The sequence below is a fragment of the Montanilutibacter psychrotolerans genome, assembly GCF_003719825.1.
Lineage (GTDB): Bacteria > Pseudomonadota > Gammaproteobacteria > Xanthomonadales > Xanthomonadaceae > Montanilutibacter > Montanilutibacter psychrotolerans.
In genome coordinates this window covers 641,462-655,490 of the sequence record NZ_RIBS01000001.1, presented here as the reverse complement: position 1 = coordinate 655,490, position 14,029 = coordinate 641,462, and the positions used below count along the sequence as shown (strand labels likewise).

Sequence of the window (14,029 nt, the reverse complement as noted above, 5' to 3'; positions counted from 1 at the left end):
GACCGTAGGGGCATGTCGCCCCGTCGCACGCCGCGCTGTCGCGCGCGGCACGCCGGACCGGATCGCGCCAGCGCGAATCACGCCTGCGTGCCACCCACGGTCAGACCGTCGATCAGCAGCGACGACTGGCCGACGCCGACCGGCACGCTCTGGCCGTCCTTGCCGCACACGCCAACGCCCTCGTCCAGTGCCAGGTCGTAGCCGATCATGCGGACCTTCTGCATCGTCTCCGGGCCGTTGCCGATCAGGGTTGCGCCCTTCACCGGGGCGGTGATCCGGCCGTCCTCGATGAGGTAGGCCTCGGTCGCCGAGAACACGTACTTGCCGCTGGTGATGTCGACCTGGCCGCCGCCGAAATTGACCGCGTACAGGCCCTTCTTGACCGAGCGGATCATCTCTTCGGGATCGTGCTCGCCCGCCAGCATGTAGGTGTTGGTCATCCGCGGCATGGTCAGGTGCGCGAACGACTCGCGGCGGCCGTTGCCGGTCGGCGCCACGCCCATCAGGCGTGCGTTGAGGGTGTCCTGCATGTAGCCGACCAGCACGCCGTCTTCGATCAGCGTCGTGCACTGGGTCGGCGTGCCTTCGTCGTCGATGTTGAGCGATCCGCGACGGCCTTCGAGCGTGCCGTCGTCGACGATGGTCACGCCCGGGGCCGCGACGCGCTGCCCAATGCGTCCGGCGTACGTGCTGGTGCCCTTGCGGTTGAAATCGCCTTCCAGGCCGTGGCCCACCGCCTCGTGCAGCAGCACGCCCGGCCAGCCGCTGCCAAGCACCACCGGCATCACGCCGGCCGGCGCGTCGACCGCTTCGAGGTTGACCAGCGCCTGGCGCAGCGCCTCGCGCGCCCAGCGCTCGGGCTTACCGCCGGCCAGCAGTTCGACGTAGCCGTAGCGACCGCCGCCGCCAACGTAGCCGCTCTCGCGACGGCCGTTCTGTTCGACGATGACCTGCACGTTGAAGCGCACCAGCGGGCGCACGTCGGCGGCCAGCACGCCGTCGCTGCGCGCCACCAGCACCGTGTCCACGCCGCCGGAGAGGGTCACCACCACCTGCTGCACGCGTGGGTCCGCGGCACGCAGCAGCTTGTCGATGCGACGCAGCGCCTCGACCTTGTCTTCGTTGGCCAGCCCGTCGATCGGATCCTCGCTGGGGTACAGGCTGCGTCCACCGCCACGCACCAGCAAGCGCGGGGTGTGCGCGGCGCCATCGCGGGCGATCGCGCGTGCCGACTTCGACGCCGCGATCAACGCTTCGCTGTTGATCTCGTCGGAGTAGGCGAAGCCGGTCTTCTCGCCACTGATGGCGCGCACGCCGACGCCTTGTTCGATGGAGTGCGCACCGTCCTTGACGATGCCGTCCTCGACCGTCCAGCTTTCGCGCCGGGCGTGCTGGAAATACAGGTCGCCGAAGTCGATGCCCGGCCCGAGCAGGGTGCCGAAGCTGCGCTCGAGCCCGGAGGCATCGAGCCCGGCGGGCAGCAGGAGGCGGGATTCGGCGAGCTGGATCGGCTGGGTCATGAGCGGTTCGCTTGGGAAGGGGAATTGCGGGCGGCGACGGGCGCGACGACGGGCCATCATGGCGCGGTCCCACCACAGGTTACGTGGTGGCGCGCAGTCACCGAATCAACCAGGTGGCAACCGGCCGGCCAGCCGGGGCCATCGGCACCGCGCGATCAGCCGGAAGGCGGGCCGGCCGGCCGCGCTGCCGCCCGGCCCTGTTCACGTCCGACCACCTCCACCTTGGGTTCTTTCCAGGGCCCGGTGACGCGGTAGGTCTTGGCGGCCAGGCGGCCCATCGGCTTGTTGAGGACCGCGTTGGCCGCCGCACCGATGGCCGCACCGACCGGCCCACCGGCAATCGCACCCACCGCGGTCAGCAGGTTGCCGGCTTTGGGCCGCACTTCGATGGTCTGGTCGAAACTTTGCGCGCGCAGATTGGCGCTGCCGCGGATGTCGATCGCCGCAGCGGGGCCGTCGATGCGCAGGTCGCTGCTGCTGGCGCTGCCACCGGCGAAGCGAACGTTGCCGCCGATCCGGTTGAACGCAAAGCCCTTGTTGAAGAAATCGCGGAAATCCAGCGTCAGGCGGCGCGGGAGTTCGGCCAGGCTCAGCAGGCCCAGCACGCGGCCGGCACCGGGCTCGACTTCAAGCAATCGGCCGTCGCGCGCATCCACCACCATCCGCCCGTCGAGCGCGGCCAGGCTGAAGCCGGCGGGGCTGCCCGGCCATGACGCGTCGAACCGCACCGTGCCGTTGCCGCCGGCCAGCCGGCCACCCACGCCGAAACCGTCCAGCAACGCGCCGAAATCCTCACTGGCCAACGCGAGGTCCAGGCGCGTGCGCGCACCGGCGCCGCGGCCGGTCCACAGGCCCGTGCCGTCGATGCGCTGCCCGGGCGCGCGCGTCTGCAATTGCTCGATCCGCATGCCGTTGCCGTCCGGACGCGTGCGCAGGCGCGCGCTGCCGAGCGTGGCCGCGCCGATGCGCAGCTCGTCGATGTCGAACGCCAGCGCCGGGATCGCCGCCGGATCGAAGCCGTCATCGCCCGCCGTGACGGGCACCGATGGCGCTGCCGAAAGCGGGACGGAAGCACCAGTCGCGGCGTTACTCGTCGTGGCCGCCGTCGCGGAACGCCAGTGCAAGCGCTGGAAGCGACCGGCGATGGGCGCGTTGCGGGTGTCGTCGGGAACCATCAGCGCACCGGCCAGGGACGCGCCCTCGGCACGCACCGCGGTGCCGCCATTGGCGGGTACCACCACCACGCGGCTGTCGGCGAACACGCCGCCGAGCAGGTTCAGGCGGTCGGCCCTCACGTCGATGCGTTGCAACGGCAGGCCACCGCCGTTGCCACCGCCGCGGGTGAGGGTGATCCATTCGAGTGCGTCCAGCGATTCGGTGCGGCCGGTGGCGATGAGGCCGGACAGGGGCGGTGCGTCATCCACGCGATCGGCACCCAATTGCACCCGCACACCGGTCTTGCCGGCATTGCTGCGCGCACGGACCGCCATCAGCTTGCCCAGCGCCACGCGCACGTCGCCGCTGCCCACCGGCAACGGGGTTTCCACCGTGGCCAGCAACGACGCCCCGGCCGGCTTGCGCAAGGGCGCAGGCAGATCCAGGGCCGTGCCCACCAGGTTCGAGCGCAGTTGCAGCGTGGCCGGGGCCGTCTGCCCCGGCGGCGCCTTGGCGATCGCCACCCCGACCGTCCACGGCGAACGGCCGTCGAGGTGCGGCTTCAGCCAGGCCAGGTCGGGGGCGCGGTCGATCAGGCCATCGGCATCGATCGACGCCTCCAGGCCGGCCTCGAACACGTGCCCCGACTCGCGCACGTAGGCATCGCCGGCGCGCAGCGACAACCGACCGGGCTGGCCCTCGTGGCGCACCTGCAAGTGCTCGGCCCCGAAGCCGCCGCGCGAATACGCGGCATGACCGGTGACCTGGTCGAACGCGAGCTTCCACCGCGCATCGGCCAGCTTGGCGTCGTGCAGGTCGACGCTGCCGTCGATCGCCAACTGGCCGCCACGTTTGAGCGGCAACGCCATCGCGAATCCGACATTGGCCGCACCGCTTGCGGTGAGGTTGTCGAGCGTTTGCGCGTGATCGGCCTGCAACGGACTCTGCCGCAACACGGTCAGCAACTGCGCCGCATCGCCGGCACCCTTCGCCTGCACGGTCAGCGTTCCGTCGTTGTAGTGGTCGATGCCGGCGGTCAGCTCACTGATCGCGACCTCACCCAGACGACCGACGCTGCCGGTCGCCTTGCCCACCACGGTGAACCCGTCGGCGATGAAGCTGGCGTCGGCCTCGACGCCTTCGACGGCCGGCCAATCGGGCTGGAATTTCAAGGTTGCCGCGCCGATGTGCGCGGTGGCTTCGAAGCGGCCGTTGCGATCGCGGAACGGCCAGTCGTCGAGATCGCCCGACACCAGCGCGCGACCGTTCTGCACGTAGCCATCCACCAATGCGCGGTCCAGCCACTCAACCACCTTGGGCGGCATACGGTGGCGGATCCAGAACCCCTTGGCCACCGGCAGGTGCGTCTTGTCTATTTCGGCGGCAATGTCGATCCAGGGCCGGCTGCCATCGCCCTGCCACCACAGTCCGCCACGTGCTCGCGCGCCGAAGCTGCCGCCGTCGATACGCAGCGAGGGCGTGGCGATGCGCCAGCCGGCGCCTTCGCGCCAACCCGTCACCGTGCCATCGAGCCGGGCCGGATGCGGCACGCCGAAGCCACTGGGCCAGTCGAAGCGGAACGCGGCTTGCGGGTCGAGCTTGAGCGAGAAGCCGTTGGCGTCGCCATCGATGTCGCCGGCAAGGCCGCTCAGGCCAGGCGCATCGCCGACCGATGCGAACGACAACGCATCGATGCGCGCACTGGCATGCATCGCACCGCTCCGGTGGCCGGCCAGCTCGATCCGTTGCAACTGCACGTCCGGCCGGGTTGCCTGCAGCCAACCGCGCAGGCCATCGGGCAGGCGGTCACTGAGCGCGGCGACCGCCAGCAGCGGACCCGCATCGATACGATCGGCACGCAACGCGTAGCGCTGGCCGCCGGCAAGGGCGAGTCCGTCGAGCACCTGCTGCTGCGCGCCCTCGCCGATGCGCAGGGTGGGCGCGTCGACACGCCAGCCGCCGCTCACCGTCTGCCAGCGGCTGCGCGCCTGCACGCGCGGGAAGCGCACTTCGCCCAGCTTGCCGGCGATCGGGGTGGCGGCGCGCAGTGCGACGTCTTCGAGTTGCGCGTCGACCGTCAGCGTGGCCACGCGGTGACCGCGCAGCTGCGCCCAAGCCTCGGCGCGACCGGTGCCGGACACCACCGACACACCGGCCAGCCGGGGCAACGCGGTCCAGGTGGCCAGGTCGGCATCGCGGGCTCCGGCATAGGCTCGGCCGTCGCCGCGCTTGCGGTCCAGATCCAGCATCGCGTCGACCGGCCTAGCATCGCCGCGCGGCCAGGCGCGCACGCCGGCGCGCACGCGATGTCCGTCCACGCGCAGGCGCACGTCGATTCGCGGGATGTGGGTGTCGATATCCAGCGCGGGCGCAACCACCGCCAGCTTGCCGCCGATCACCTGCAGCTCGCCCAGACCCTCGAGCGCGGCGAACGGATCGCCACCCTTCTGCTGTTGCCCCGGCAGACCGCGTACCTGCCAGCGGCCGTCGTCCAGGCGTTCGAGCGTCAAGTCCAGGCCGCGCAGGCGCAGCTCGGAAAACGAATGCCCCGGCAGCAACCCGGCGTACAGCGATACCAGCATCTCGGTGTCGCCGATGGTGAAGGCCTTCTCGCCATCGCCCACCCGCAGGCCATCCAGCCGCAGTAACGGCCCCCGACGCGTCCATTCCGTCTCGACGCGATCAAACGCCACCGTGCGGCCAGCGCGCTCGCTCAGCCAGGCGGCAATCTGTTCGGGATGGCTTTCCGCCAACGGCAGCAGGCGGCTGGCGATGCCCAGCAGCACGGCGACCAGCACCAGCATCACCGCCACGGCGTAGCCGAGGCCACGTCGGGCCAGTCGCAGCCGGCGGCGTACCGGAGTAGGCATCAGGCGCTCACGCGGGCAACGGGCGCGTCAGAGCAGCACGACATCGAACTGCTCCTGCGCGTACTGCTCGTCGGCCTGGAAGCGGATCGACTTGCCGAGGAATTCCTCGAGTTCGGCCACCGCCGCCGATTCCTCGTCGGTGATGCGCGCCACGACCTTCGGCGAGGCGATCACCAGCAGCCGCGCCGCGTCGAACTGGCGCACCTGGCGGACGATCTCGCGAAAGATCTCGTAGGTCACCGTTTCCGGCGTCTTGAGCATGCCGCGGCCGCCGCACTCGTGGCAGGGCTCGCTGAGCTGGCGTTCGAGGCTCTCGGTGGTGCGCTTGCGGGTCATCTCCACCAAGCCAAGCGGTGAGAACTCGTACACCGTGGTCTTGGCGTGGTCGCGCACCAGCGCCTTCTCCAACTGGCGCAGCACCTGCCGACGGTGCTCGGGGTCCACCATGTCGATGAAGTCGATGATGATGATGCCCCCCAGGTTGCGCAGTCGCAGCTGGCGCGCCACCGACTGCGCGGCCTCGAGGTTGGTGCGGTACACCGTTTCCTCCAGGTTGCGCTGGCCGAGGAACGAACCGGTGTTGACGTCGACCGTGGTCATCGCCTCGGTCTGGTCGATGATCAGGTAGCCGCCCGACTTCAACGGCACCTGCTTGTCGAGCGCGCGCTGGATCTCGTCCTCGACCCCGTACAGATCGAAGATCGGACGCGCACCCGTGTAGTGCTCGATCTTCTCGTCCAGGCCGGGCATGTACTGCGCGGCAAACGTGCGCAGGCGCTCGCAGGTCTCGCGCGAATCGACCTTCACCTTCTCGACGTCGCGCCGCATGAGGTCGCGCACCGCGCGCAGTGGCAGACTCAGGTCCTCGTAGACGCGCTCGCCGACGCGCACGCTGACCGACTTCTCGGCGATCAGCGCCCAGGCCCGGTTGAGGTAGCCGATGTCCTCGGCCAGCGCTTCCTCGGGCTGGCCCTCGGCATTGGTGCGCACGATGTAGCCGTGCTGCTCGCCGGCCGGCGCCAGCGCGGCGACCTGCGACTTCAGGCGCGCGCGCTCGGCTTCGTCCTCGATGCGCGCCGACACGCCCACCACCCGCGTGCGCGGCAGCAGCACCAGGTAGCGCGAGGGAATGCTGATCTGCGTGGTGAGGCGCGCGCCCTTGGTGCCGATCGGGTCCTTGACCACCTGCACGATGATTTCCTGGCCGTCGCGCAGCAGTTCGGCGATCGGCCGGGTCGGTGTGGGCGGCAGCGGTGCCTCGTCGGCCTCACCGCCCCCGAGCTGCGTCGGCTTGATGATGTCGGCCGCGTGCAGGAACGCCGCGCGCTCCAGACCGATCTCGACGAACGCCGCCTGCATGCCCGGCATCACGCGCTGGACCTTGCCCTTGTAGATGTTGCCCACCACGCCGCGCGACCAGCCGCGCTCGATGTGCAGTTCCTGCAGCATGCCGTTTTCGACCACGGCCACGCGGGTCTCGCGGGGGGTGACGTTGACCAGGATCTCCTCGCTCATGCCGCCACTCCGCGCAGCGGCGACGCGCTCGCGCCCGGCGTGCGGTGTCGTGCGGCGGGCGTCACTGGATCACCCCGAACTGGCGCAGCAGGCTCGCGGTCTCGAACAACGGCAGGCCCATGACGCCGGAGAAGCTTCCCGCCAGACGCGTGGTGAACACCTCTGCGCCGCCCTGGATGCCGTAGCCACCGGCCTTGCCGAAGGGTTCGCCGCTGGCGACATAGGCAGCGATGCGCGCGTCATCGAGCGATTCGAAAGTGACCTCCGACAGCGATACCGCCTGCGCCTCGCGACCGGCCGACACCACCGACACGGCGGTGATCACCTGGTGCGTGCGGCCCGACAGGCGCCGAAGCATCGCCGCGGCATCGTCGGCATCGACGGGTTTGCCGAACACCTCGTCGTCGAGCACCACCTCGGTGTCTGCGCCCAGCACCACCGCCTGCGGATTGCCCATCACCTTGAGCAGGCCGGCACCGGCCTTCTCGCGCGCGACCCGCCGCACGTAGTCCATCGCCGCCTCGCCGGGCTGGCGCTGTTCGGGGATGTCGAGGTCGAGTACGCCGAATTGGAGGCCGAGACGGCCCAGCAGTTCGCGGCGACGTGGCGATTGAGAGGCGAGATGCAGCATCGGGGACCTGGGGCTGAGGGGCCGGGTTGCGCCCGTGGAATGTCATGCCGGCGGCAGGACCGGCGTGGCGCTGGTCCGTGCGCGTTCGGTCATTGGTGTCGCGACAGATGCGGGCAAACCGCTACCCCCGCGGTTGCTTCACACTGCCGGCAAGCCTTGGAAGGATAACCCGCGCTGACTGGACGCCGACCGCGCCACCGCGCGATAACCCCGATCTGGCTCACGGGCCGTTCACTGGCCCAGCAACACCCTCCCCCGTCATTGCCATGGAGTTGACGATGCTTCTTTCGAACGCCCTGCCCCGCCTCTCGCTGCGTCCACTCGTGCTGGCCGCCGCCCTTGCCCTCGGAGCCACCGCCGCGATGACCGCCAGTGCCCAGACCGCTCCCGCCGTCAGCACCACCGACGGCACCCTGCTGTCGGTTTCGGCGCACGCCGAGGCGCGCCGCGCGCCCGACATCGCCACGCTGTCGACCGGCGTGGTCACCCAGGCCGCCGATGCCAACAGCGCGCTGCGCACCAATGCCGAACAGATGAACAAGGTGGTGGCCGCCATCAAGGCCGCCGGCATCGCCGAACGCGACATCCAGACCAGCGGCATCAATCTCAACCCGCAGTACCAGTACGCCGAGAACAAGCCGCCGGTGATCACCGGCTACCAGGCCAGCAACAGCGTCAACATCATCGTGCGCGACATCACCAAGGTGGGCGGCATCCTCGACGCGCTGGTCGCCGTCGGCGCCAACCAGATCAATGGCCCCACCTTCGACATCGAAGACAAGGACTCGCTGCAGGACCAGGCCCGTCGCAGCGCCCTCGACAAGGCACGTGCCCGTGCCGAGATGTATGCCAACGCGCTGGGCATGCGCGTGCGTCGCATCGTCAGCGTCAGCGAGGGCGGCAGCTTCGGTCCGCAGCCGCCGATGCCGATGATGGCGATGGCGAAGATGGAACGCGCCGGCGCCGACACCTCGATCTCCCCGGGCGAGAACGCGCTGTCGGTCAACGTCGACGTGGTGTTCGAACTGGGCCGCTGATCCGCGCCCTTTGCACCTACGGTTGCACCCCGAAGGCCCGCGAAAGCGGGCCTTCTTCTTGGGCCGCGAAAGCAGGCCTTCTACTTGAGCGATCCCGAGCTCGCCCCACGACTGCGACCTTGGCTCTCTGACCCAAGGGAACCACGCGCATCGGAGTTGTTCGCGCATGGCCGGGTGGCAAGTCGACGTGGTGTTCGAACCGGGTCGCTGATCCACGCGCCCGCAGCACCCCGATGCACCCTCGAAGGCCCGCGAAAGTAGGCCCTCCACTTGAGCGATCCCGAGCTCGCCCCACGACTGCGACCTTGGCTCTCTGACCCAGGGGAACCACGCACATCGCAGTTCGCGCATGGCCGGGTGGCAACCGACGCACGGCGCACGCGACGCGTTGCTTGGCAGGCAACCAGGCGGTAACGCACACGACGTCCCGCGCTGTGCCCGCATCGACCGGACGCGAAAAAATCTCCATCGCCCAACCCCATCGATGGCGGCCATGCGTTGTCACCTCCACAGGCAGACCGAGGAGGTGGACCATGCAACACGCACAGGCTGTTTCGACCCAGGGCACGCAGCACGACGGCCAACACCACCACGGAAAACTCCACCACGGCAAGCAACGGGACCGGCTCGACGGCAGCCGCATCGCCGCCAACGCCGGCGCGATCGCGATCAACGCCGTGATCGCGATGCTGCTGATGGCGCCGCTGGCGATTCCGGAGTTGATGGAACCGGAACCGAACAACGAGACGATCTTCGAGTTCCCGACCCCGCCGCCGAAGCCCAAGCCGATCGAACCGCCGATCCGCGTCGAGGTGACGCACAAGCCCAACCCCAGGCCGCAGCCGATCGCGCAACCGCAGGTCACGCCGCAACCCCAGCCCGTGGCCGACTTGCCGGCCGATCCGACGGACTTCGCCGTCGACCCCGTTGAGCACCCCACCACCGAGCCTGTCGCCTCGTCTGGAACCGGCATCGACACGCCACTCGAAGGCGCGGCGCTGCGCTATGCCTCCGCGCCGCCGCCCACCTACCCGATCGACGCCCTGCGCGAAGGCGTCACCGGCACGGTGCTGCTCGAGGTGCTGGTCGACACCGACGGCAAGCCCCTCAAGGTCGACATCGCACAAAGCAGCGGCAACCGGCAACTGGACCGCGCCGCCCGCCAGCAAGTGCTCACCCGCTGGAGCTTCGAACCAGCCATGCGCGACGGCCGCCTGGTGCAAGCCATCGGCATGGTGCCAGTGGAGTTCACACTCGACCGTTGAGACCGGGGGGCACCGCGGCAAGCCGGTGGCTGCATGCGGGACCGGGATCTGGGTCAATCGATGGCGGGCTAACGCCCGCCCTAATTTCTCCCGGGCGATCGATTACGCGATGCCGTAGGGCGGGCTCAAGCCCGCCTTGCCGGTCAGTCGTAAACATCACATCGACTCAACAAAGAGCCCGCTCAATGAGCGGGCTCTTTGCGTGTGGCGGATTACGCTTCGCTAATCCGCCCTACGGGTCTGGAAACATCCATGAATACCACTCCCTCCTGGTCTAGCACCTCGAAGTACGGATATACCATCTCGATGTCAGTGCACTTTCTGAGCCGATAGCCAGAAATCAGCTTCACCATGCTTCCTCAAAGATTTGCGAAGCCGATGAACTCTCGGATGGAAATCCGCTTCTTGCTCGAGGAACCAGGCATCCGATACCAAGGCGGTTAATAGGGGCAAGGGCGATGCAAGAACCGACGTGCCACCGCCCAGATCCAGCTCAGCTTCTTGACGGTGATGACTCTTTCCCTGCTCGCGCGGATTGTCGCGAGAGATAGATCGCCGAGACAAGAAAGAGCATCCAAGCGGCGCACGGAATCAGGAAGCCGTCCCAGAACTGCCGCCACGCATCGCTTCCGCTGGTAGGCACAGAATCCGGCCCAAGACCATCTCGGAGAAACCAACTTACATACGCCCAAGGAAGCACCGCGAGAGTGGCGGAAATCAAGGCCAGAAGCAACGCGGGCCGGGTCCTTCGAATGGTGAGATAAAAAAGACTCGCAGACGCGATGACTGGGGGAATGGCGAGCATCAAGTAGTAGATCATTGAAACCTCTTAACCATTCGCAACCCACTCGACATTGGCCGTCGCTCAAAGAGGACGTGCTGCTACAAATGACAACCCCGCCGGATAGCAGGCTTGTGAGAGCGCTGCAGCAGTTGGATCAAACCCTGCGCGACGCCCTTCCGCTATTGCGCCAATGAGGCTGACGCGGGAAAGACCCGCACTGACGGACGCAAAGGTCATTCCTCTATCCAGCTATTCACTCACAACAACCCTTTCCACCTTGACCCCCTTCTCGTCAACCTCACACTTCGCGGTTGGCTCATCGAAGCAAAGTTCGTCAATTCTTTCCTTACCTAAGGAGAAGATCACTCTCGAACCATTAACAAAGCTGGCGAATCGGCCATCCTCATCACCAACCAGGAATTTGCCTTCTGGATATGCCGCCTTGAGCTCATACAATGCAGTTCCTACGCCAAGCCCCTTCTCGTCACGAACGAGCGGCGAGACAGTTGAAAACCTGTATACGCTCCCATCCTCGTTCAAGACACAGTCGAGCGACACCCGTCCATCAAGAGCGACGTTGACGGTGACGAATTCCTCGCCCTCAAAGTTGGCAACGCCACGAGACTCCGAATATCGGAGTGACGACAACTCGGATTCGCTCATGCCTACATAGATTCCCTTCAGACTGCCCACCGAAGAGTCAATCACGTACCCCTCGGCGTAAGCGCCCACACCTGGATCAACCTTAGCCACTTCAGGATGCAACGCCAAGTCTCCACCACCCGACTCGCAGGCGGACAGCAATAACAAAAGAGAAAGAAAGCACCTATTCATCTCGACGAGGCCTCTATTATCGAATCCTCCCTGCAGCCAACCGACACCATCATCGCCCGACAATCACCGGGGTGACAAACCTCCACCTCCTTCACCGGTGCCGCCTACTTCCCGAGGACAGCCGGCCCACTTGCGGCACCCTTCAAGGCGGCTCGCCAGGCGTCATTCGCACATCCTAGCCAGATGAAGGGTGTCCGCGAACAGTTAGAACAGGGCATTGCAGCCTGGCGGCCATGGCATTCCCACGAAAGTTTACCCTCCCGACGCCGGCCTTGTGGCTCGCAAAAGTTACACGGCCAAATTCTCTACACGTCAAGCAGAAGGGCCTCAGACTCGGCTTCAGCGGCCGCTATAGTTAGCCAGCGCGACGGCCGCTAGTCTGAGCCCCAGTAGCGTCCAAGTGTATTGCGGTTAGTCTCGTATACAAAGAACGAACCGGCACTACCAAACTTGAAGTATTCAAGCATGTCATTTCGCCCGCAAATCTGCCTCCCCCGCGACGGGCGACCAACATCGTCCTCGGCATAGGAGTAGCAACCCGGCCCCTTCTTTTCAAGCCCCATGACATCGGCGATATTTTCACTCACTGCAATGATCTGACATTGCTGCCTTCTTTCGGATCCGCCAAAGCAAATCCGAATAGCCGACCTTTTTGAGTCGCGACTCACAACAATAGCTGCGACATCTAGCTCGCCATCTCCATCCATATCCAGCGTTGCGCTTAGAAACTTTGTCGGAGCCGCATCTCGCCAGGTCTGCCCTTGAACCTCCGTCGCCGAGAGTCGTATCCAGCCATCACAGGCTGCCGCGCGGGGGATGCAACTCAAGAGAATCAGCGGGATCAGCATCCTTGAAATGACGGATCTCATTATCTTGACCTCAACACATCTAGCTGCTGTCTATCTTGATGATCGCTGCAGTGGTGATACGTCACCGAGCCACCACGGCGCCGCCACACCCAACACTGGACACGGGGCGCACCGACTAGGCGAATCGCCACGAGCGACAAGGCCCGCGAGTGCGGGCCTTGTGCTTCATCCGCCAGGGAATTGTTCTCTGATCTCTGTTCTTGATCATTGCGCGCAGCATGCGCGGCGGCCGGATCAATGCCCTTAGGTTATTGCGCCGCGGCTGCACCCGATTTTCCATTGATTTAAAAGTCGGTCCGTTCAACCACCTCTTCCAGCTTATTCTGCTCGTCTGCTAGCAACTCAAGTGCGTACTTGATCCCGGCTGGAGATCGAATACTGAAGTCGGAACTATAGACGATCCTGCCATCGACCTCCCCGCGATCAAATCTAATGCGATAGAGACTCGACGCCTTCTGCTTGGATACTTCAATATTCTCACCGAAGAGCATTCTTGCAGGCAATGCCGCTCCGGACTTGGCATCGTGTTTTCTTATCGAGATACGTGACAGCGCACCATCGAAGAATACGTACTGCCTGCCTTGAGAGTCCTGAGCCGTACAGTCCGCAAGCCGAGTACTGTTGCAGTCCGAGCTTACGAATACAGACGAATCCTTCGGGGCATCACCAATGGAAGCAACAGCCCCGTGGCTCCGCACTCCCGCGCCGGGTCGAGTATCGCTTTTTTCCGCTGGGTGGCATGAAGTGGCGGCGATCACGGCCGCTAGAAGTACAGTTCTCATCGCTGCGCTCACCCCATCGCGTCCGCAGACCCGTTGTTTTGGGATCGGACCCTTCCGCCATCTGCGCTGCGGGTACGAGCTCAAGGCTGACACTTGAGATCTATTTCCTTGACTGAACCAGAAGTGCCGGTTGCGACCACCCAACAACCATCTCCATAGATGGTGATCTTGTTTGCGCTGATGGTCGCATTTGCCGTCTTGAGTCGTTCGCCAACTTCCCGAAAACCACAGCCCGGGCAAAGCCACCCATCCAGACAATACGAAGAATGGGATGACCTAATCCCCGCAACCTTCATGTCTTCATCGAATGAAACTACTAGCCCATTGTAGTAGTAGGTCTTTCGGATGAAGCCTGATCTGACTTCTGTTGCTGCAGGCCTGCCGAGTGAGCGAACAACTTCCTCATCCTTCATCCCGACACGAACCGGGCCTACTGCCAAAACATCACTGCAAGATGCGCTAACCGAGAACAACAAGAGGCACATTGCCACCGAAGACGCCAAGAGCTGGGCCAATTTTCTCTCCGTCGCCCAATCCTCAACTAATGGGGTTGAGCCGGGCGGCAGGACCAGATCAACCGACTCCGGCCGCGCTCGATGGGTATCGCCGGGCTCAACCCATACCACCTCGCCCCTTCGTATCAGCAACCAAGATCCCGCCCAATGAACGGGCTTTTTGCGATTTGGAGCCGGCCTCATTGCTTCCGTTCCCTTTGATTCAGGATCATCTTTAGCCACCTCAGGCTGCAACGACAAGTCTCGACCACC

Annotated in this window: 9 protein-coding genes; 2 read left to right on the top strand and 7 right to left on the bottom strand. The window is 65.8% G+C overall.

Features of this window, described 5'->3' with window-relative positions; all coding sequences use genetic code 11:
• Nucleotides 1-77 precede the first annotated feature (77 nt).
• The 4 genes from tldD to EER27_RS02745 form a co-directional block, all read right to left on the bottom strand.
• Nucleotides 78-1,520: a metalloprotease TldD gene (tldD, locus tag EER27_RS02760; RefSeq protein WP_123086473.1), complete on the bottom strand. Its 1,443-nt coding sequence runs from the start codon at nucleotides 1,518-1,520 to the stop codon at nucleotides 78-80.
• Between the two features lie 155 nt (nucleotides 1,521-1,675).
• The gene (locus EER27_RS02755) at nucleotides 1,676-5,545 is read right to left on the bottom strand and encodes a YhdP family protein (protein WP_123086472.1); all 3,870 of its coding nucleotides are present in this window, start codon (nucleotides 5,543-5,545) and stop codon (nucleotides 1,676-1,678) included.
• Nucleotides 5,546-5,572: 27 nt separating this feature from the next.
• Entirely contained in the window at nucleotides 5,573-7,060 is a 1,488-nt protein-coding gene (gene rng, locus EER27_RS02750) for a ribonuclease G (RefSeq protein ID WP_123086471.1), read from the bottom strand.
• A gap of 61 nt (nucleotides 7,061-7,121) precedes the next feature.
• Nucleotides 7,122-7,691, bottom strand: coding sequence for a Maf family protein (locus EER27_RS02745; RefSeq protein WP_123086470.1), 570 nt, complete (start codon nucleotides 7,689-7,691; stop codon nucleotides 7,122-7,124).
• A 278-nt stretch (nucleotides 7,692-7,969) separates the two neighbouring features.
• Here EER27_RS02745 and EER27_RS02740 point away from each other — a divergent pair, with 278 nt between their 5' ends.
• A complete protein-coding gene (locus EER27_RS02740) occupies nucleotides 7,970-8,728 on the top strand; it encodes an SIMPL domain-containing protein (RefSeq protein WP_123086676.1) in 759 nt (252 codons plus the stop codon).
• 533 nt (nucleotides 8,729-9,261) lie between these two features.
• A complete protein-coding gene (locus tag EER27_RS02735; RefSeq protein ID WP_123086469.1) occupies nucleotides 9,262-9,993 on the top strand; it encodes an energy transducer TonB in 732 nt (243 codons plus the stop codon).
• A 1,033-nt stretch (nucleotides 9,994-11,026) separates the two neighbouring features.
• Here the strand turns inward: EER27_RS02735 and EER27_RS02730 are convergent.
• The 3 genes from EER27_RS02730 to EER27_RS16825 form a co-directional block, all read right to left on the bottom strand.
• Complete coding sequence (locus EER27_RS02730) at nucleotides 11,027-11,542, bottom strand: hypothetical protein (protein ID WP_148040908.1); 516 nt, start codon at nucleotides 11,540-11,542, stop codon at nucleotides 11,027-11,029.
• Nucleotides 11,543-11,985: 443 nt separating this feature from the next.
• Nucleotides 11,986-12,459 carry a hypothetical protein gene (locus tag EER27_RS16830; RefSeq protein WP_148040907.1) on the bottom strand — a complete coding sequence of 158 codons (474 nt, stop codon included), beginning with the start codon at nucleotides 12,457-12,459 and terminating at the stop codon, nucleotides 11,986-11,988.
• 883 nt (nucleotides 12,460-13,342) lie between these two features.
• Nucleotides 13,343-13,777: a hypothetical protein gene (locus EER27_RS16825; protein ID WP_148040906.1), complete on the bottom strand. Its 435-nt coding sequence runs from the start codon at nucleotides 13,775-13,777 to the stop codon at nucleotides 13,343-13,345.
• Nucleotides 13,778-14,029: the final 252 nt, after the last annotated feature.